The organism is Altibacter lentus (assembly GCF_000746845.1).
Taxonomy (GTDB): domain Bacteria; phylum Bacteroidota; class Bacteroidia; order Flavobacteriales; family Flavobacteriaceae; genus Altibacter; species Altibacter lentus.
The window spans coordinates 1,799,226-1,819,946 of sequence record NZ_KN050846.1; the positions used below are offsets into that span (position 1 = coordinate 1,799,226).

Sequence of the window (20,721 nt, forward strand, 5' to 3'; positions counted from 1 at the left end):
CGCCATGAACGTCATTAATATCCAAGAAAAATTTACCCGCTTCAGCGAGCACTGGCATCCACATCAAATTGCGGTGGTTGACGACATGCAAGTATTATTGGCTAAGCTGAAGGACGACTTCGTTTGGCACAAGCATGAAGAAGAGGATGAACTGTTTTTTGTTCAAAAAGGCACATTGGAAATGCAGTTCAGGGACAAGACCGAGATCGTTCGGGAAGGGGAACTTATCGTTGTTCCTAAAGGTGTAGAACACTGTCCCAAGACACAAGGTGGAGAAGAAGTACATGTTTTGCTGTTTGAGAAGAATACGACCAAACATACCGGTAATGTCACCCACGAAAAGACAAAGCGCTTGTACCCTAAAGTTTAGCTTTTGAAAATCCTTCATATCGATACAAACCACCCTTTGCTTCTTGAAACCTTGATTGCACAAGGCTTTGAAAATGTGGAGGACTACAGCACTTCAGAAGAAGTGATCAAAAGGACCATTCATAACTATCAAGGTATTGTGATTCGAAGTAGGTTCAAGATTGATCGATCCTTCCTGGATGCTGCTACCCACCTCAAGTTCATCGCTCGGGTAGGTGCCGGGCTGGAAAATATCGATGTCCCCTATGCCGAATCCCGAGGCATTCAACTTATTTCGGCGCCGGAAGGCAATCGCAATGCCGTGGGCGAGCATACCCTTGGAATGTTATTGTCTCTTTTCAATAAATTGAACAAAGCCGACAAAGAGGTGAAGGCCGGTCAATGGAACCGTGAAGCCAATCGCGGTATTGAACTCGACGGGAAAACGGTAGGTATTATCGGCTACGGCAATATGGGAAAAGCATTTGCCAAGAAATTGAGAGGGTTCGATTGCGAGGTGTTATGTAACGACATCAAGCCCAATATGGGTGATAAAAATGCAAGACAGGTGAGTTTGGAAGAACTTCAAAAAAAGGCAGACGTGATCAGTTTGCATACCCCCTGGACGCCGCTTACCGATAAAATGATAGACAATACATTCATTGCGGCTGTTCAAAAACCGTTCTGGCTCCTTAATACGGCCCGCGGGAAAAGTGTTGTGACCTCCCATGTGGTTTCAGCGTTGCAAAGTGGTAAGATCTTGGGTGCCGGCCTCGATGTTCTCGAATTTGAAAAAACATCTTTTGAGTCGTTGTTTGATTCCGAAGAATTACCGCAAGCCTTAAAACAATTGCTTGCCTTGGATAATGTGCTCATAAGTCCGCATGTCGCAGGATGGACAGTTGAAAGTAAAGAGCAATTAGCAAAAGTGATCGCAGATAAGATCGTTACAGGTTTTAAATCATTCTCATAAACAATCAATATGAAAAACAGAGTAACCGGATTAGGAGGGTTTTTCTTCAAAACGAAGAACCCGGATCACATCAAAAATTGGTATAACGAGCATTTGGGATTAAATACAGATGCTTATGGGTGCACTTTTTGGTGGAAAGATGAAGCGGGCAACAAATGTTCTACACAATGGAGCCCTTTTAAGGAAGACACGAAGTATTTTGCGCCCAGCGAAAAGCAGTTCATGATGAATTTTCGGGTTGCCGATCTTGAAGGGTTATTAGAAGTGCTAAAAAAAGAAGGAGTAACTGTAGTAGGTGAGATGGAAGAATACGAATATGGGAAATTTGGCTGGATCCTCGATCCTGAGGGAAATAAGATCGAATTGTGGGAGCCGGTGGACAGTGCTTTTTTATAGGTCGTAAGTAAGTACTCAAAATATAGGTTTTCAAGGATAGACAGCTAAATAATTTTTTATACATTTAACAATCAACTAAATACCAATAAAATCATGGAAGAAAACAATACCAACGAAGGTTTCGACAGTACAAAAAAGCCAATGGACGATGCTGCGAACAACACAGAGAACGAAGCAAAATCAACAACCAACGAATTCAAGGAAGGTTGGAATCAAGCTACCAACAGCGGTGAGAACAAAAAATTGTTAGCCGGTCTTCTCGGCATATTTGTTGGCGGTTTGGGAGTTCATAAGTTCATTCTTGGATATAACAAAGAGGGCATCATACTGTTAAGTATCTTTGTAATTTCATTTCCGTTAATGTGCATTATAGTAGGAGCCTTTACGATCTATATTCCAATTATCATCGGACTTATAGAAGGGATCATTTACTTAACTAAAAGTGATGAAGAATTCTACCAAACCTATCAGGTGGGTAAGAAGCCTTGGTTCTAGAAAAATCATAAAGTCTTTGAAAAATATCCTCAAAGACTTTTTTATTACAGCTATTCATCGTAATATTGCAATATTACTTTAACAGTTATGGGCGTTACAAAAATATCACTTCACACAACCGAACAAATAGAAATCGCCGAGATCGCAAAAGTATTGGCTCACCCTGCTCGCGTCGCCATCCTGCAATATATTAGCAAACAGGAAGGTTGTATTTGCAACGATATAGTGGATGAGGTTGGTCTCGCACAGCCTACCATTTCTCAACACCTGCAGGTAATTAGAAAAGCCGGACTTTTAAAAGGAAATTTTGAAGGCCGAAACCTCTGCTATTGCCTGGACGTAGAACGCTTTAAAGAACTGCAAAAAATATTTACCTCATTTTTTAATACAACATCAGCTTCGTGCTGTTAAAAATCACAATTAGATGAAAACACAGGAACTATTAGACCTATTAGCCGCGCATAGTGAGAAAGCATTGCTCTTTGAATATGCCCCGAAACAATATGTGGCCGCGAATTATCACATCACCGAAGTAAAACACATTGCGATCGACTCTGTAGATTGCGGAGCCGGTACCGACGCCTGGAAAGAGACAATTATCCAATTGTGGGAAAGTCCTTCGGAAGCAGGAAAGACCAGTTTTATGAGCACCTATAAAGCACTGGGCATTCTAAAGAAAGTAGGAAAGATGAGACCGTACGATCTTTCATCTGAAGTAAGGTTCGAATATGGAAATGACTCGTTTCACACGGCTCAATTGTACGTGTTGGGGTATTCTATCCAGGAAGATGAGATACACCTGCACTTGGGGGTCAAACAAACCGATTGCAAAGCCAAAGAGGTGTGCGGGGTTCCCGAACCTGCTGTGACAGCTTCACACGAAACTTGCTGCGCTCCCGAAAGCGGCTGCTGTTAAATGGAAATCATTAGACTACAAAAACACCATTTTCCGGCAGTGGCCGAAATTTACAAAGAAGGCTTAGCGACCGGCCTCGCTTCTTTCGAAACGACGGTGCCAAGCTGGGACGCCTGGAATGAAAAATTTCTGGATCGGTGCCGATTTGTACTTACAAACAATGACGTTGTACTGGGATGGTGTGCTTTAAGTCCTGTATCTAAAAGGGTTGTGTATAGCGGTGTTGCAGAAAATACCATTTATATTTCACCCAAGCATCAGGGTAAAGGATTGGGCCGAAGGCTCTTATTACATTTGATTGAAAATAGCGAGGCCAATGGATTCTGGACCTTACAAGCTTCTGTTTTCCCACAGAACCTTACCAGTTTAAACCTTCACCTCCATTGTGGATTTCGAAGGGTGGGTACCCGCGAAAGAATTGCGAAGCGCGATGGTGTTTGGCACGATAATATCTTATTGGAAAAACGAACGAAAAATTAATTATATGAAAAATGTTTTAATTCTCTGCACCGGAAACAGTTGTCGAAGTCAGATGGCTCAAGGCTATATTGCCCATTTTGCAGGAAATACAGCGCAGATTTACAGTGCAGGCATAGAGACACACGGCCTCAATACGAATGCTGTGAAATTTATGGCAGAAGACGGTATTGATATTTCTACCCACACCTCCAATCACGTGGACGAATACGAAGGTATCGCGTGGGATTTTATTATTACGGTATGTGATCATGCTAACGAACACTGTCCTTATATTCCTGCACCTTCAGCCAAACGGTTGCATCAAAATTTTACCGACCCATCAAAAGTACAGGGAACAGAGGCCGAAATTGCCGCTGCTTTCCGAAGCACTCGAGAGGAAATAAAGGCGTACAGTAAAGACTTTGCAGCTACGTATCTCTCATAAGGTACCTGCTGAAATATTAGCAAGCAAAAGATATAACGGTTTGCACTCTTAGTAATTTTATCATGTAGGGGATATAAAGTAACTTTACCGTTACTCAAATAGACACTATGGAATCCCTTATCCAAAGAATTAAAGCACTTCAAGAATCTTCAGAAGCTCTTGAACCTTCAGAAGAACAAAGAAATAACTATACTTCTCAGCTAAGTACTTTCGCCAATCGTTTTATTAATGGGCTTTCCATAAATCCTGCATATACTTCAGCCAAAGAAACCAAAGGTGCATTGGCTATTTCTTCTACCCCTAGATCTTTTGAATCCCTACTTGCATTATACGAGCAAGAAGTAGCTTCCAAAGGGATTAATGCTGCTTCTGGCGGGCATCTTGGATACATTCCGGGGGGAGGTATCTTTACAGCTGCTCTTGCCGATTATATGGCAGATGTGACCAATGAATATTCCGGGATGTATTATGCTTCCCCTGGTGCCGTTTCCATAGAGAACGAATTAATCGACTGGATGAAAGTTGTTTTTGGGTTTCCAAAGGAAGCTGTCGGAAACCTAACCTCGGGCGGTTCTATCGCGAATTTGATCGCTTTGACCGCTGCCAGAGATCATCATGGCGTCCGTTTTGATCGTATCCCCACCAGTGTGATCTATGTAAGTGAGCAGGTGCATCACTGTATCCAAAAAGCGCTAAGAATCATTGGCCTGGAAGCTGTGATCATTCGGTATGTCCCTCTCAACGAACAGCATCGTATGGAAGCCGAGGCGCTTTCTAAAATGATAGCGGAAGATCTTGAAAATGATCTGCACCCGTTCTTGATCATCGCTTCTGCCGGAACCACCGATACCGGGGCCATAGATCCGCTGCGAGCTATTGGGTGTATCGCACAAGAACACGATCTTTGGTATCACGTAGATGGTGCGTATGGAGGCTTTTTTATACTTACCGAATCGAAGAAAGACATGCTGAAAGGTATTGAAATGGCCGATTCTTTAGTGATCGATCCTCATAAGAGTCTTTTTCTTCCATACGGGCTGGGTGCCGTTCTCGTAAAGAACAAGGATGCGGTCTTTTATTCACATCACTATACCGCCAACTACATGCAGGATGCCATTCAAGAGCACAACCCTATCAATCCTGCCGATGTTTCGCCCGAACTCACCAAGCACTTTCGCGGACTGAGACTATGGCTTCCGCTACAATTACACGGCATTACTCCTTTTATTTCATGTTTGGAAGAAAAATTATTGCTAACCCGATATTTTAGAGAGCAGTTAGTAAACCGTGGTTTTGCGGTTGGACCAGAGCCGGACCTGTCTGTAAGTTATTTTTGGTTCCCAAAGGAAACCGCACAAGAAGACAGGTTTAATCAGGCGCTTTTGAAAGAACTTCATGCCAACGGACAGGTTTTTTTAAGTTCTACAAGAATAGGCGGAAAATTCGTGATACGCATGGCATTGCTTTCTTTCCGAACGAAGTTGGCTACTATCGACACGGCACTGGAGATGATCGATTCTGCCATAAAAAAAGTATCTTTAAGCTATTAATCGGCCTGCACTATAGAATGGCTGTTGCTAATTGACCGTGATGATTAAGAAATTACTACTTACTCCTTTTGAAAAGTTTGTCAAGATTGAGAGTTTTAGTGGCATATTGCTTTTTGTCGCGACGCTCATCGCAATACTTTGGTCCAATTCGCCATTTGCCGACAGCTACGAATCCCTTTGGAATTACCAAATAGGTCTTGAAGCCAATGGGTTTTCGCTACAAAAACCATTGCTGTTATGGATCAATGATGGATTGATGGCAGTTTTTTTCTTTCTGATAGGTTTAGAGATCAAGCGCGAATTACTCCTGGGAGAACTAAACAGTCTTCGGAAGGCAGCGTTCCCATTTTTTGCTGCCTTGGGCGGAATGCTCGTTCCACTCTCGGTCTTTTTACTGCTAAATACAAATCCCGAAACTGAAAATGGCTGGGGCATTCCCATGGCTACCGACATTGCATTTACGCTAGCCATTCTGAAGCTTTTGGGGAAAAGAGCCCCGTTAAGTCTTAAGATCTTTTTAACTGCCTTTGCTATTGTGGACGATCTGGGCGCAGTATTGGTGGTCGCTTTGTTCTACAGTGCAAAGATCGATCTGGCCATGTTGGGGTATGCTGCCATTCCTTTAGCTATTTTGATTGTGCTAGCGTATCGAAGGATCTATTCCAAAGCAGTATTGGTTCTGTTGAGTGTTCTTGTATGGTTCTTTTTTCTGAAATCCGGTGTCCATCCCACCATTGCCGGGGTACTGCTTGCTTTTACCGTCCCCATTCGGAATAAGATAAATGCAAAAGAGTATACTCAAAAACTCGTTGTCATTGCTGAAAATATTGAAAATGCTGAAGACCCTAATGTGTCAATGCTTTCAAAAAAACAGATCGAAGAGATTGACAATCTTGAAGACTGGACAGACCAGGTACAATCACCACTGCAGCATTTGGAACACAAACTACATAACTGGGTGGCTTATTTCATTATGCCAATTTTCGCTTTGGCAAATGCAGGGGTTGCTTTTGCGGGCGCTGCAGTTATAGAGGTTCCCTTGGTAATTACCATAGTTATAGCGCTCTATGTAGGCAATTGTGTAGGCGTGACGGTAATGGCAATATTGGGTGTGAAGTTAAAAGCAACCGAGCTGCCTCCCGGAATGACAGTATGGCAAATTATTGGGGTCGCTTTTTTGGCAGGAGTAGGATTCACCATGTCTATTTTTATTGCGAACCTTGCTTTTGCAACATCTCCTGTTTTTATAGATTCGGCAAAAATTGGAATCCTTATAGGCTCTTTACTCTCTGGAATAACCGGTTATCTTATTCTACGCTTTAAAAGCCCGGCTGAGCCTTCATAGTTCCCTCACTTGGAACGACATGCGAAAATCTTTATCTTTAAAGATCGCAAAAACTTTTCTTATGACTTCACATGCACTAGACTTCAGTAATCTTACAGCCCTGTATATCAATTGCACTCTTAAGCAATCCCCGCGAATGAGCCATACCAAGGGCTTAATGGATGTTAGCTTGAACATAATGAAAGAAGAGGGTGTTTCGGTCGAATACCTTAGGTTCGTGGATCACGACGTTGCGCCGGGTGTCTATTTCGATATGACTGAGCACGGCGCCGCTACCGATGCATGGCCGGAGATCTGGAAGAAAGTGGATGCCGCAGATATTCTAATTATTGGAACGCCGATTTGGCTGGGTGAAAAATCTTCAGAAGCGTCAAAACTAATAGAACGGTTGTATGCAATGAGCAGCAAGCAAAATGACAAAGGGCAGTATTATTTCTACGGAAAAGTTGGCGGCTGTATCATTACTGGCAACGAAGATGGAATTAAGCATTGTGCCATGGGAATTTTATATGCCTTACAACATGTGGGGTACAGCATTCCTCCGCAAGCAGATTGTGGTTGGATCGGGGAAGCCGGTCCCGGGCCTAGTTATATGGACGAAGCAAGCAACGCCAAAAACAACGACTTCACGAATAGGAATACTACCTTCATGACCTATAATCTCCTTCATTTGGCAAAAATGCTGAAAGCGTCCGAAGGCTATCCTGCATACGGAAATTCCCGTGGTGACTGGGACGACGGTACCCGGTGGAATTTTGAAAATCCCGAATATCGATAATAGCTTCAGGTTTCGCCTCTTAAAATATTTTAAAAGAAATTAACCTATTGAAGTAGCACAAACCCTCTTATTTTTAGTAGTTTCGTGAAAATTACACCTACATCTCATCATGGGTTCATTCATCCGAAATATTGTTGTTCGACTTACAAATTTCCGTTTAAAAAACAGAACGGAAGCATTAACGGGTGTATTGCTCGAAAAAGAACTGAAAGTAACCAGGGTTGAGCTTTCCCACTTTTTCAAGGACAGCGCTATGATCCTCTTAGGAGTTATATGTGCCAGTTTTGGACTTAAAGGATTCTTGCTTCCTAACCAATTTATTGATGGGGGCGTGACAGGAATTTCACTTATCCTCACAGAGATCACGGGATATTCCCTTTCGGCCTTCTTAGTGATTGTGAACGCACCCTTTATTATTCTGGGATTCTCGACCATAGGAAGACAATTTGCAGTACGCAGCCTCTTTGCCATAGCGATATTGGCAATATCGGTGCATTTTATTGAAGCGCCAACCGTTACAGACGACAAGTTATTGATTGCGGTCTTTGGTGGATTCTTTCTGGGTGCGGGAATCGGGCTGGCCATTCGAGGGGGTGCAGTAATCGATGGCACCGAGGTATTGGCAATCTTTATTAGCAAAAAGACCGCGCTTACCATTGGCGACGTTATCCTGCTCTTCAATGTACTTATCTTTAGTGTGGGCGCCTATATCTTTTCCGTAGAAATAGCGCTGTATGCAATGCTTACCTATCTCGCGGCGTCAAAGACGGTAGATTTTGTGGTTTCGGGGATCGAAGAGTATGTAGGGGTGACCATCATCTCAGACTTCAGCGAAGAAATAAGACTGGCGGTTATCGAAAAAATGGGACGGGGCTGCACCATCTATTCAGGGAAAAGAGGGTACGGAAAAAGAGGGGACAGACTGCAAGAAACTGATATTATTTACACTTTGATCACCCGTTTAGAACTTGCAAAGTTACAAACCGAGGTAGACAAGATCGACAAGAACGCCTTTATTGTAATGCATAGTATAAAGGATGCAAAAGGCGGAATGATCAAGAAACGCCCCATGAAATAACGGAAGAACAATTTTCTTCTCACTTCTTTTATGATTTCCTTCTGACACCGCCACTTGATATTTTTATATCTTACTGAAGTAATCATTCAATCAAACATGTCTAATAAAAAAAGAAACTTCGCGCGTTTCGGGGTTGCCACCAAAGGGGTGGTTTACTTACTCATTGGAAGTCTTACGGCACTCGCAGCTTTTAATTTAGGGGGTCAAAAAGCGAATAGTGGCAATGTATTGGATTTTATTTCAAGACAGGTATTTGGACAGGTCCTTTTGGGCGCGATCGCCGCTGGTCTAATCGGTTATGTGTTTTGGCGATGGTATCAAGCATTTACCTCCTTCGAACAGGAATCAAGTGCCTCTAAGGCTGTTGTAAAAAGGATCGCCTATTTTGGGAGCGGGTTATTTTATGGGCTGCTGGCTATAAGTGCTATAAAACGGGTTATAGGTGCAGGCAGCGACGGCAAATCTATCGTGGCCTCACTTCTAAGTTCTGCGTATGCTACTACTCTTTTAATTGTCATTGGCGTTATTGTACTCATTAAATCTCTTTATGAGTTCTATAAAGCCTATTCGGGAAAATTCAGGGAACACGTGGACGAGAGTGACCTTAAGGAAAAGGCTAAAAAAATGGTAATAAATGTTGGCAAAATAGGGCATACCGCACGCGGCATCGTATCGGGTATCATGGCCTATCTATTCTTTAGAGCGGCATACCAGGGCAGTAAGTCTGATGTAGGAAAAGTAGACGTGTTCAATTTCCTTCAGGATACCTTCGGACAAACTATTATGGGCATCATTGCAGTGGGGCTAATAGTCTATGGAGTCTTTATGTTGATCACGTCCAAATACAGTAGTTTGAACGTAAACTAATCGGCTACTTCATCTTTTTGCCCATTGGCAAATCGTTGCTCCAACTCAGCTTGAAATTCTTCCATCACAGGTTTCACAGTACTTTCGGGTAGATCTGCTATACGTATATACATCAACCCGTCTACTGCATTGTTAAAAAGCGGATCCACATTAAAGGCAACTACCTTTGCATTTTGTTTGATGTATTTTTTAATAAGTACCGGCAAACGCAAGCTTCCGGGTTCTACCTCATCGATTATCTTATCGAACTTATTAAGATCGGCCTCACTTTCGTCAAAAATAAAATCCTTATCCGCATCCTTCAATTTAACTTTAAACTCTTTTTTCGGATTGATGTATTGAGCGACATACGGGTCGTAATAATTAGATTTCATAAATTCGATCATCAACGATTTCGAAAATTCAGAAAATTTATTACTAATACTCACTCCTCCAATAAGGTAGCGATGTTCCGGATAACGCAAAGTAGTATGTACAATGCCCTTCCAAAGCAGGAATAAAGGCATGGGCCGCTGCTGATAGTCTTTAATGATGAACGCGCGCCCCATTTCAATGGACTTGCTCATCATAGGATAAAGCTCGGGTTCAAAACGAAACAGATCCTGCAAGTAGAATCCATCGATCCCAAAACGCGGAAAGATCTGCGATCCCAATCCCATACGATAGGCTCCGGCAAGTTTTTGCGCATCGTTGTCCCACAGGAACATGTGATGATAGTAGCTGTCGAACTTATCCAAATCTGTTGCGTTGTTCGTGCCCTCTCCTACCTCTCTAAATGTGATCTCGCGTAAACGCCCGATTTCTTGAATGATACTGGGGATACGATCGGCCTGCGCTAGGAACACCTCGTAGTTCTTACTAATAAGCAAACGCTTATCATCGGCACGAAGGGCAGCAATCTCGCTTTCCATCTTCTCTACCGAGATGGCACCGGCAATCTTTTTGGGAGGTTTAGGGAACTTTAAATTCTTTGGAAGTGTATCCAATAATTTTTTCTTCTGAAAAGGATTCGCGAGAACATAGGTCTTTTTCCGAAGAAATTCTGTGAATGCATCCAGCGATTCATGCTCTCTTTGGTCCTCTAACCCAATGGGGTTTCCAATACGTACCTTGATCACACGTTCCTTCTGCGTGAGCAATTCCGAAGGTAATTTAGCGGTACGCAACGTATCGCTGAGTTTCGCCAATCTATAGAAGAATTTACTGTTTTTAGCGTGAAAATAAATGGGTACAATGGGCACTTCAGCCTTTTTCACCAGCTTCATGGCGGCTACCTCCCAGGGACGGTCCACCACCAATTTACCATCGCGATAGGTAGAGACTTCACCGGCCGGAAAAATTCCCAAGGGATGCCCTTCGCGCAGGTGTGTTAGGGAGGCTTTAAAACCCATCACGCTGCTTTTGGCGTCCTTGCGCTCTTCAAAAGGATTTACAGGCATGACGTACGGCTTTAACGGCTCGATTCGATGTAGTAAAAAATTGGCAATGATCTTGAAGTCCGGACGGTGTTCCAGTAGCAATTTCAGCAGTAAAATACCATCGATACCTCCTAGTGGATGATTGGATATGGTAATAAAGGCTCCTGTCTTAGGTAACCGTTTCAGGTCTTCTTCGGGGATCTCAAAATTGATCTCGAATTCGTCTAAGAGTGCATTGATAAATTCAAGGTCGCTCAAATGCTTATTCCTATCATAGATTTTGTTCATGGTAGAAATATTGAGCAGCTTCATTAACACCCAGCCCATGGAAGTGCCTAAAAAGCCGAATTTATCGACATTGATAGCTTTCGCTACTTCTTTGGCATTGACTAATCCCATGGAGGTTGTTTTGGTTGTTACGAGTCACAAATATAGCGAAACAATCTGTACTATTCTTTTACGACCAACTGCACCGTTTCACGGCTTTCTTGTTTTAAAAGAACCGTTTTATTTTCAACAAGGGATTCGATTTCTGAAGGTCTTGAGTGCCGCACCGTATACAGGGTAACTCCCTCGTTCCATTTTACTTTGAAGTTCGACCGAAGCTTTGCCAGCAGCGGCTCAAGCGTGTCGTATTTATTATCGACACATACCGAAAAGCTAATGGCAGAGTTTTGTATGAGCTCTACCTTCATTTTATATTCGTGCAACCATTTAAAGACATCGCCAATGTGATTCTCCATCATAAAACTAAAATCCAAGGACGACAGTGAAATGAGTACTTGGTTCTTTTTTAAGATAAAACAGGATGTTTCAGGGTCCAGAGCCACTCCTTTGCCCACACAGGTTCCGGGGTCCAGCGGACTTACAAACGATTTTACATACAACGGAATTTCCTTGCGCTGTAATGGCTGAAGTGTTTTAGGGTGGATCACAGATGCTCCGTAAAAAGCCAATTCGATGGCCTCCCGATAGGAAATGTGGTGTAACAAGGTTGTGTTTGTAAAAAACCTTGGGTCTGCATTTAAGACACCGGCGACGTCCTTCCAAATTGTAACCGACGTAGCATTGAGGCAATAGGCAAAGATTGCAGCAGTATAATCACTCCCCTCTCTTCCCAGCGTAGTTGTGAAGTTGTTGGTGTTCTCAGCGCCAAGAAATCCTTGAGTGATCGTAATTCCTTTTTTAGACACCTTACTGCCAATACGTTCTTGGGTCGCTTCCCAATTCACATTCGCATCACGGTAATTGGCATCGGTTGCAATGCAGCTTCGTACATCCAGCAAAGTGTTTTTAATGCCTGCTTCGGAAAGATATGCCGAAACGATCGCGGTAGAGACCAACTCGCCATAGGACACAACTTGATCGTAGACAAAAGCATGGTTCTTGGATTTGGTACGCTTCAGAAAACCCTTCAATTCTTTAAAAAGTTCTTTTACATCTGCGAATACTTCCGAAGCGCTCGCAGGAAATAATCCCTGTAAGATTTCAAAGTGGTACTCATACACGCTTATAACAGCAGCTTCAATTTCCGAAGGATTTGAAAAATAGTGAGAAACCACTGTTTCCAGTGCGTTCGTGGTCTTCCCCATCGCCGACACCACAACCAAAAGATCCTTCTCCCCGGTTATGTTGATTACGTTTACAAGATTTTTAACCCCTTCGGCATCCTTGACCGATGCCCCTCCAAATTTGAATACTTTCATTTATTATCGTTCCTGTCTATAACTACTATTATGTATTTAAAAAATTGGTAAGCCCTTGTTCATCCATGTGTACCACATGCCAATCCCGCAACACATTTGCGCCACTACGTTCATAGAACTTAATGGCTCCTTCATTCCATCCCAGGACCTCCCATTGCACTCTTTTACATCCCAGAGAGTGTCCGTATTCAAGCACCGCAGCATAGAGTTTTTCCCCCACTCCCTTCCCTCGCATGGCGTTGGTCACGATAAGGTCTTCTAAATGCAGTACGCGTCCCTTCCATGTAGAAAACCGAAAATAGACCAGTGCCATTCCTACGATCTTTGTATCAACTTCCGCCACAAAACAACGAAAGAGAGGTTCGGCTTCAAAGCCGGCCTTTTCAAGATCTGCTACAGTAACATCCACCGCATCCGGTTCCTTCTCGAAAACGGCTAGTTCTACAATGAGTTCACGCACCTTGGACATGTCCGCTTTCTTGGCATTTCGAATAGTTATCTGCATACGCCTTGTTTTGAGGCACAAATATCGGTTCAATTTCTTAAAAAACCCGATATTTGCAGCAAATTCACATTCCATTAACCTTCATCATGGCAAAACAAAATCAGACCCTAGGCGAATTTATCATTGAGAACCAAAGCGAGTTTAGGTACTCTTCGGGGGAACTTTCGCGCCTCATCAATTCCATTAGGTTAGCTGCCAAGGTCGTAAACCATGAAGTGAATAAAGCCGGACTAGTGGATATTCTGGGGGCGGCCGGAGACACCAACATACAAGGTGAAGATCAGCAAAAACTAGACGTTTACGCTAACGAGATCTTTATAAAAACCCTAACCAATCGCGAGATCGTTTGCGGAATTGCCAGTGAAGAAGAAGACGATTTTATTACTATCCAAGGGCGTAATAAGAAGAATGACAATAAATACGTCGTGTTAATAGATCCGCTGGACGGCTCATCCAATATTGATGTGAATGTATCTGTCGGGACCATATTTTCCATTTACAGAAGGATCACCCCGGAAGGAACGCCGGTTACCCTGGAAGATTTTTTACAAACCGGAAACAGACAGGTGGCAGCGGGCTATATTGTTTATGGGACCTCAACAATGATTGTTTATACCACCGGACATGGTGTAAACGGATTTACCTTGAATCCCGCTATTGGAACCTACTACCTTTCACATCCCAACATGAAATTTCCTGAAACCGGTTCCATTTATTCGGTGAACGAAGGAAATTACATCCATTTTCCGCAGGGAGTGAAAGATTATATCAAGTACTGCCAGAAGGAAGAAGAAGACCGCCCCTATACATCACGCTATATTGGCTCTCTGGTCTCAGACTTTCACCGAAACATGATCAAAGGAGGTATTTATATCTATCCCAATACATCCAAGAACCCCGACGGGAAACTACGCTTACTTTACGAGTGCAACCCTATGGCGTATATTGCCGAGCAAGCAGGAGGAAAGGCTAGTAACGGCTATGAGCGCATCTTGGATATTCAACCCACTACCTTGCACCAACGCGTGCCTTTCTTCTGCGGAAGCAAAAAAATGGTTGAGAAAGCCGAAGAGTTCATGCAGCAAAGCAGTAACTAAACTTCGTACCTGTTAAACGTTGGACTTTACTTCTTTTTTTTATTGAGAAGGTATCGGTAGTCTTCAAAATCCAAACCTCCTTGATAGATTTCAATGGAACGCTTGATGAGTGTTTGTGCCAATTCGGTAGAATAACCAAGGCCAATAGCATACCGTTCGATTAAAAAACGTTCGTGATCATCGATCTCATGGTCTGCAAAGATCATTTCAAACAGATCATGCATACGCTCCAATCGTTTATCGGCAGAGTTTGGCGGATTGATAGGATATTTTTGAGGGTTCTTTAATACTTCAAGATACTCCGATTCCCGAATGTCCAATTTTCTGGCAAATCGCTTTAACAATCTTTCTTCCTCAGGATTTAATGCACCGTTAATAGCCGCAATATTTGCAATAGAGGCAAAATGACCCAAGTTTCTCGCGTGTTCTCCGCTTTCAAATAGATCTGTAAATGACATAGTAGAATTTTATACCACAAATATAGAACTTTTGCCAGCCTTGCGTATGATTCCTATCATATTTTGTTCATTTTTTTAAGCGAGTATGGACGCTAAACTTTTCTTAATTCTGAAATAAATACAACGCAAAATGGTAATTTTAAACTGCTACTGAAAAGAATCCATGACCGCACCACTACTCGTCTTTAATGCTAACGGAATCTATTGCCAGCGAGCCGATGTTTATATCGATGCGTGGCGTCCCGTAAAGAAATGCATCGTCACACACGGGCATGCAGACCACAGCCGCTGGGGACATCAACAGTATATTACACACGCCAACAATGTTCCAATTATTAAACATCGTTTGGGCGCTATCTCCGTCACCGGCAAACAGTGGAACGAGACCTTTGTGATCAACGGTGTTAAATTTTCACTGCACCCCGCCGGGCACATTGTGGCATCGTCGCAAGTTCGTGTGGAATACAAGGGCGAGATTTGGGTCTTTACAGGCGATTTCAAGACCGAAGACGATGGTTTGGCAGAAGCATTCGAACCGGTAAAATGCCATACCTTTATTACCGAATGCACCTTCGGGCTACCCGCTTTTAGCTGGGAGCCACAAGCGCAAGTGTTTGACGATATCAATTCCTGGTGGGCCGAAAACAAAGCCGAAGGAAAGACCTCTGTGTTGTTTGGTTATAGCTTAGGGAAAGCACAGCGACTACTCAAACATCTGGACACTTCTATTGGAGCGATCTACACCCATGGTGCCGTGGAAAATATGACCAACGTTCTTCGTTCGCTCTATACCTTTCCGAAGACCATAAAAGTAGGCAGTGATACAACAAAAGAAGAACTTCGAGGGAATATGGTGATCGCTCCTCCCAGCGCACATGGAAGTACATGGATTAGGAAGATGGTCCCGTACGAGACTGCCTCGGCAAGCGGGTGGATGACCTTTCGGGGGGCCCGCCGAAGACGTGCCGTCGATCGCGGTTTTGTGCTGAGTGATCATGCCGATTGGGAAGGACTTTTAGAAACGATCAAGGCAACAGGCTGCGAAAAAGTGATCGCCACGCATGGCTATACCGATATCTTTGCGCGTTATCTTCGTGAAGAAATGGGACTGGACGCTCGAACAGAAAAAACACAATATGAAGAGGAGGGTGCCGAAGTGGGAACTAAACAAGAAACGGAGGTGGATTCGTGAAAGCCTTCGCCCAACTTATCAAGAAACTTGACAGCACCAATAAAACTACCCGAAAGGTTGCAGCTTTAACCGATTATTTTCTGAAAGCCGGCGATGCCGACAAGCTTTGGACCATTGCCATCCTCTCACATCGACGCCCCAAGCGCCCCGTAAATACAACACTGCTGCGTCAATGGGCCACAGAAATAAGTGGGATTCCTCTATGGCTTTTTGAAGAGAGCTATCACATTGTTGGAGACCTTGCCGAAACGATCGCACTTGTAGTCCCTTCTTCAGAAGGGCAAACCGATAAATCATTGTCACAGTATATTTCAGAAATAAGTGCGCTAAAAGACCTTCCTGAGGCCCGGAAAAAAAGGTACCTTCAAGAGAACTGGTTACAGCAAAACTATTTTGAACGCTTTGTATTTAACAAGATCATTACCGGAAGTTTTCGCATTGGAGTAAGTCAAAAACTAATGACGCGGGCCTTGTCCAAGGCCACCGGGATCGACGAAGATATTCTTGCATACAAGCTAATGGGCGATTGGACTCCGGAAACGACAACTTACAAAAAATTGATCCTGGAAGAGAACGAAGACGATTACTTATCGAAGCCTTACCCCTTCTATCTTGCCTATGCCGTGGAGAATGATTTTCAGAAAGAATTGGACCCAATCGACCAATGGAGTTTTGAACATAAATGGGATGGTATAAGAGCGCAGGTGATCTTGCGTAACGACGAAGTATTCGTGTGGTCCCGGGGAGAAGAACTGGTTACCGATAAATACCCCGAGTTTCAAAGATTCTTAAAAGTTATTCCAAACGGTACTGTTCTGGATGGCGAAATCCTTCCTTTTTCTAACGGTTCTATTGGAACCTTCAATGCCTTACAGACCCGGATTGGACGTAAGAACCTTTCTAAGGCACTCCTTGAAAAAACCCCGGTTATCTTGGTTGCTTACGATCTGTTGGAATGGCAGGGTAAGGATATTCGTCTCGAACCCTTCTCAAAAAGACGAAAGCTGCTAGACAGACTTATTGAGGATTGTGATTGTGATGCCATTGGACTCTACCTGAGTACCACCATGGAATTCACATCCTGGAAAGCTGCCGCCGCAGAGCGGGCCCGTTCTCGAGAGAAGCGTAGCGAAGGACTCATGCTAAAGCAAAAAGAGAGTCCGTATTTGGTGGGACGAAAAAAGGGAGATTGGTGGAAGTGGAAGATCGATCCCTTTACCATCGATGCTGTGCTAACTTATGCTATGCGCGGACACGGGAGACGGGCAAATCTCTATACAGATTACACTTTTGCACTTTGGGATAAAGGAGAATTGGTCACTTTTGCAAAGGCGTATTCCGGGCTTACCGATGCTGAATTCAGGCAAGTGGATGCCTGGATCAAGAAGAATACCTTAGAACGATTTGGTCCGGTTCGAAGTGTTACCCCGCATCACGTTTTTGAGATCGCTTTTGAAGGGATCGCAGAAAGCACAAGACATAAAAGCGGTATTGCCACCCGCTTTCCGCGGATAGTCCGCTGGAGGAAAGACAAACCAATTGCCGAAGCCAATACGTTAGACGATCTAAAAGCCCTTATTCCGAAGTGAACGAATTGATAGACATAGCCGAAACATGGTTCCGGCAGCAAGGCTGGAAGCCCTTTCCTTTTCAGAAAAAAACATGGAAAGCGTTCTTAGCAGGCAAACACGGTCTTCTAAATGCTCCTACAGGAAGCGGAAAAACCTATTCTTTATGGATCCCCGTTGTTCTGCAGTACATAAAGGATCATCCCGATTATAAGACAAAAAGGTCCCCCGGCATAAAAGCCATCTGGATCACGCCGCTTCGCGCACTTTCAGTTGAAATACAACAAGCTGCACAACGATTTGCAGACGAACTTGATACCGGGCTTACGGTAGGAATACGTACAGGAGACACCCCTCAAAGTGAACGTGCCAGACAAAAAAAGAACATGCCCGATTTGCTTATTACCACTCCTGAAAGTCTGATGCTTCTATTAGCGAGTAAAGGCTATGCAAAGACGTTCTCAACGCTTCAGGCGATTGTGGTAGACGAATGGCATGAGCTATTGGGAAGCAAGAGAGGAGTGCAAATGGAATTAGCGCTTTCCCGTTTTAAAACCATATGTCCCCGGCTTCGAATTTGGGGAATTTCAGCGACAATAGGAAATTTGGAAGAAGCACAAGATGTACTGCTGGGAATGGATAGTTCTTTTAGAAAGAATGCGGTGCTTATAAAGGCGAAAAATAAACGGAAGGTCATCGTTAAGTCTATCATCCCCAAAAAAATGGAAACCTTCCCCTGGCGAGGCCATTTAGGATTACACCTATTGGATGAAGTTGTTCCTATCCTTAAAAAAAGCAGAACGACCTTAATTTTCACCAACACCCGTGGGCAATGCGAGATCTGGTTTCAGAAGCTATTGGCGGAGTATCCGGAATTGGCAGGAGCGATCGCAATGCACCACGGAAGCATCTCAAAAGACACGCGGCTATGGGTCGAACAAGCCATTCGAAACGAATCTCTAACAGCGGTGGTTGCAACCTCCAGCTTAGATCTGGGAGTGGATTTTGCTCCGGTAGAGACTATTATCCAAATTGGGGGGCCAAAAGGAGTTGCTAAGTTCTTACAACGTGCCGGCAGAAGCAATCATCGTCCGGGCGAAGCCAGTGTAATTTACTTTTTACCCACACATGCACTCGAACTTGTGGAAGCTTCGGCCTTAAAACGAGCAGTTCAAGAAGACGTAATGGAAGATCGGATTCCATATCTCTTAAGCTTCGATGTGTTGATACAATACCTCCTAACACTTGCGGTAAGTGATGGATTTTTTCCGAAGGAGATCTATAAAGAAATTAAAACCACTTTCTGCTTTCAAGGGATTTCAGACGACCAGTGGCAATGGTGTCTTAACTTCATCACGATAGGGAGTCAAAGTCTTCAAGCCTATGACGAATACCGAAAAGTGACCGTTACACCTCAAGGTTTGTTTAAAGTAGAGAGCAGGCAGATCGCAATGATGCATCGCTTGTCCATTGGAACCATTGTTAGTGATGCCATGCTGCTCGTGAAATATGTTTCCGGCGGATTTATAGGCACGATCGAAGAATGGTTCATTGGCAAGATGAAGCCCGGCGACACCTTTGTTTTTGCAGGAAGAACTTTAGAATTGGTGCGATTACGAAACATGCAGGCCCAAGTACGAGCCGCAAAAAAAACCAGTACGAATGTAGTTAGTTTTATGGGGGGAAGATTACCCCTTTCTTCCCAAATGAGTAAGATCCTGCGGGAAGAATTAAACAGTGTGCCGATGGCTGCTGAAGAACGCCCTGCTCAAAGCCGAGAACTAAAGGCGCTGGAACCTATCTTTAAACGACAACGTCGCGAATCGGTTGTTCCCGGAGCCCATGAGTTTTTAATCGAAAGTTTTAAAACCCGAGAAGGATACCATTGTGTCTGTTACCCCTTTGAAGGCCGGTTTGTTCACGAAGCTATGAGCGGATTGCTGGCTTACCGTATTAGTTTGCTTTCGCCCGTTACTTTTTCATTAGCCTATAACGATTATGGTTTTGAGCTATTGAGCGATCGCCCCATAGACATACAGCAAATAATTGATAATAATTTGTTCTCTGCAGATTACCTCTTTGACGATCTACAAAAGAGTCTCAATGCGACAGAACTTGCCCGAAGAAAATTTCGGGATATTGCAGTTATAAGCGGAATGGTCTTTCAAGGATACCCTAACAAAACCATTAAAACCAAACACCTTCAAAGCAATTCTCAATTGTTGTTTGATGTATTTAGAGACTATGAACCCAATAACCTCCTGTATTTACAAGCGTTTCGAGAAACTTTCGAGCATCAGTTGGAGGAAGGGCGACTTCGAGAGGCCCTGGAACGCATCAATACGCAAACCATCGTTTGGAAGCCGTGTATGAAACCAACTCCATTTAGTTTTCCTATCATTACCGATCGATTACGGGAAAAGTTATCTTCCGAAAAATTAGCCGACCGGATCAAACGAATGACCCTTCAACTCGAAAAATGACCGCATCGATTTACATACACGAGCAGGAATTTATACTACACCCAAGCGGGGCAGTTTACTGGGAACGCCAAAATATGCTTTTGATCGCCGATGTTCACTTTGGAAAAGTGACCCACTTCAGAAAACACGGTGCTGCCGTTCCATTGAAATCTTCAGAAGAAAATTTCCAAAAACTACGTGATGTCGTGGCAATCTATTCTCCCAAGACTGTTTGCTTTTTGGGTGACCTTTTCCACAGCAGAAAGAATAGCGAATGGAAACAATTTGAAAAATGGGTGCAGGAAACAGAAGCAAAGATTATTTTGGTAAGCGGCAATCATGATATCATTCCTTCCTACTTATATCAGGATTTGGGTCTGGAAGTGAGGGATGAGTTGCGTCTCGATGATTTTCTCTTTACACATCATCCCACGGCAAACGAGGCTTTGTTCAATATTGCAGGACATGTCCATCCGGGAATTCGACTGCTGGGAGTAGGGCGGCAATCCATTAAATTAGCATGTTTCTACAAACGAAAAGGACAATTTATTTTGCCGGCTTTTGGTACCTTTACAGGAAAGCATATTATACGTCCGCAACCGGAAGACATTGTATATGCAATCGTTGAAGGTCAGGTTGTATGTGTTTCAGCTAACCCTTAAAGT

General features: G+C 43.5%; 22 protein-coding genes. 18 read left to right on the forward strand and 4 right to left on the reverse strand.

The features are described 5' to 3' along the window. Positions 1-4 precede the first annotated feature (4 nt). The 13 genes from JS40_RS08315 (at position 5) to JS40_RS08375 (ending at position 9,650) form a co-directional block, all read left to right on the forward strand. Complete coding sequence (locus tag JS40_RS08315; protein ID WP_034259814.1) at positions 5-370, forward strand: cupin domain-containing protein; 366 nt, start codon at positions 5-7, stop codon at positions 368-370. Positions 371-373: 3 nt separating this feature from the next. Next, entirely contained in the window at positions 374-1,321 is a 948-nt protein-coding gene (locus JS40_RS08320; RefSeq protein WP_034259815.1) for a 2-hydroxyacid dehydrogenase, read from the forward strand. Between the two features lie 9 nt (positions 1,322-1,330). Continuing rightward, complete coding sequence (locus JS40_RS08325; RefSeq protein WP_034259817.1) at positions 1,331-1,717, forward strand: VOC family protein; 387 nt, start codon at positions 1,331-1,333, stop codon at positions 1,715-1,717. 93 nt (positions 1,718-1,810) lie between these two features. After that, entirely contained in the window at positions 1,811-2,212 is a 402-nt protein-coding gene (locus JS40_RS08330) for a TM2 domain-containing protein (RefSeq protein WP_034259818.1), read from the forward strand. Between the two features lie 87 nt (positions 2,213-2,299). After that, positions 2,300-2,623, forward strand: coding sequence for an ArsR/SmtB family transcription factor (locus JS40_RS08335; protein ID WP_034259819.1), 324 nt, complete (start codon positions 2,300-2,302; stop codon positions 2,621-2,623). Positions 2,624-2,636: 13 nt separating this feature from the next. After that, complete coding sequence (locus tag JS40_RS08340) at positions 2,637-3,128, forward strand: DUF6428 family protein (RefSeq protein WP_034259821.1); 492 nt, start codon at positions 2,637-2,639, stop codon at positions 3,126-3,128. Beyond that, positions 3,129-3,608 carry a GNAT family N-acetyltransferase gene (locus JS40_RS08345; RefSeq protein WP_034259822.1) on the forward strand — a complete coding sequence of 160 codons (480 nt, stop codon included), beginning with the start codon at positions 3,129-3,131 and terminating at the stop codon, positions 3,606-3,608. A 4-nt stretch (positions 3,609-3,612) separates the two neighbouring features. Next, positions 3,613-4,032, forward strand: coding sequence for an arsenate reductase ArsC (locus JS40_RS08350; RefSeq protein ID WP_034259823.1), 420 nt, complete (start codon positions 3,613-3,615; stop codon positions 4,030-4,032). A 107-nt stretch (positions 4,033-4,139) separates the two neighbouring features. Then, a complete protein-coding gene (locus tag JS40_RS08355; RefSeq protein WP_034259824.1) occupies positions 4,140-5,582 on the forward strand; it encodes a pyridoxal phosphate-dependent decarboxylase family protein in 1,443 nt (480 codons plus the stop codon). Positions 5,583-5,622: 40 nt separating this feature from the next. Continuing rightward, the gene (gene nhaA / locus JS40_RS08360) at positions 5,623-6,927 is read left to right on the forward strand and encodes a Na+/H+ antiporter NhaA (RefSeq protein WP_034259827.1); all 1,305 of its coding nucleotides are present in this window, start codon (positions 5,623-5,625) and stop codon (positions 6,925-6,927) included. Positions 6,928-6,988: 61 nt separating this feature from the next. Then, a complete protein-coding gene (locus JS40_RS08365) occupies positions 6,989-7,705 on the forward strand; it encodes a flavodoxin family protein (RefSeq protein WP_034259829.1) in 717 nt (238 codons plus the stop codon). Positions 7,706-7,814: 109 nt separating this feature from the next. Continuing rightward, complete coding sequence (locus JS40_RS08370; protein ID WP_034259830.1) at positions 7,815-8,783, forward strand: YitT family protein; 969 nt, start codon at positions 7,815-7,817, stop codon at positions 8,781-8,783. Positions 8,784-8,879: 96 nt separating this feature from the next. Next, the gene (locus tag JS40_RS08375) at positions 8,880-9,650 is read left to right on the forward strand and encodes a DUF1206 domain-containing protein (protein WP_034259832.1); all 771 of its coding nucleotides are present in this window, start codon (positions 8,880-8,882) and stop codon (positions 9,648-9,650) included. Here JS40_RS08375 and JS40_RS08380 read toward each other — a convergent pair. Genes JS40_RS08380 through JS40_RS08390 form a run of 3 tightly spaced genes read right to left on the reverse strand, consistent with a single transcriptional unit; the run spans position 9,647 to position 13,279 of the window. Then, positions 9,647-11,467 carry a GNAT family N-acyltransferase gene (locus tag JS40_RS08380; RefSeq protein ID WP_034259834.1) on the reverse strand — a complete coding sequence of 607 codons (1,821 nt, stop codon included), beginning with the start codon at positions 11,465-11,467 and terminating at the stop codon, positions 9,647-9,649. The two genes, JS40_RS08375 and JS40_RS08380, sit on opposite strands and share 4 nt — an antisense overlap. A 50-nt stretch (positions 11,468-11,517) precedes the next feature. Continuing rightward, positions 11,518-12,774 (reverse strand): aspartate kinase, encoded by a 1,257-nt coding sequence (locus JS40_RS08385; RefSeq protein WP_034259836.1) that lies wholly within the window; start codon positions 12,772-12,774, stop codon positions 11,518-11,520. A gap of 28 nt (positions 12,775-12,802) precedes the next feature. Further along, positions 12,803-13,279 (reverse strand): GNAT family N-acetyltransferase, encoded by a 477-nt coding sequence (locus JS40_RS08390; RefSeq protein WP_034262278.1) that lies wholly within the window; start codon positions 13,277-13,279, stop codon positions 12,803-12,805. 86 nt (positions 13,280-13,365) lie between these two features. Here JS40_RS08390 and fbp point away from each other — a divergent pair, with 86 nt between their 5' ends. Beyond that, positions 13,366-14,376 carry a class 1 fructose-bisphosphatase gene (gene fbp / locus JS40_RS08395; protein ID WP_034259839.1) on the forward strand — a complete coding sequence of 337 codons (1,011 nt, stop codon included), beginning with the start codon at positions 13,366-13,368 and terminating at the stop codon, positions 14,374-14,376. Positions 14,377-14,402: 26 nt separating this feature from the next. Here fbp and JS40_RS08400 read toward each other — a convergent pair whose 3' ends face one another. Next, positions 14,403-14,834, reverse strand: coding sequence for a tellurite resistance TerB family protein (locus tag JS40_RS08400; RefSeq protein WP_034259841.1), 432 nt, complete (start codon positions 14,832-14,834; stop codon positions 14,403-14,405). Positions 14,835-14,997: 163 nt separating this feature from the next. On the opposite strand from JS40_RS08400, the gene JS40_RS08405 reads away from it, so the two are divergent. From JS40_RS08405 to pdeM, 4 genes are read left to right on the forward strand one after another with little or no spacing between them, the layout of a single operon-like run. Beyond that, entirely contained in the window at positions 14,998-16,026 is a 1,029-nt protein-coding gene (locus JS40_RS08405; RefSeq protein ID WP_034259843.1) for a ligase-associated DNA damage response exonuclease, read from the forward strand. Then, entirely contained in the window at positions 16,023-17,615 is a 1,593-nt protein-coding gene (locus JS40_RS08410) for an ATP-dependent DNA ligase (RefSeq protein ID WP_034259846.1), read from the forward strand. The genes JS40_RS08405 and JS40_RS08410 overlap by 4 nt, the downstream gene beginning before the upstream one ends. Then, complete coding sequence (locus JS40_RS08415; RefSeq protein ID WP_034259849.1) at positions 17,612-20,077, forward strand: ligase-associated DNA damage response DEXH box helicase; 2,466 nt, start codon at positions 17,612-17,614, stop codon at positions 20,075-20,077. The genes JS40_RS08410 and JS40_RS08415 overlap by 4 nt, the downstream gene beginning before the upstream one ends. Then, positions 20,074-20,718 (forward strand): ligase-associated DNA damage response endonuclease PdeM, encoded by a 645-nt coding sequence (gene pdeM, locus JS40_RS08420; protein WP_034259852.1) that lies wholly within the window; start codon positions 20,074-20,076, stop codon positions 20,716-20,718. Before JS40_RS08415 ends, pdeM begins: the two co-directional genes overlap by 4 nt. The last annotated feature ends 3 nt before the right edge of the window (positions 20,719-20,721 follow it).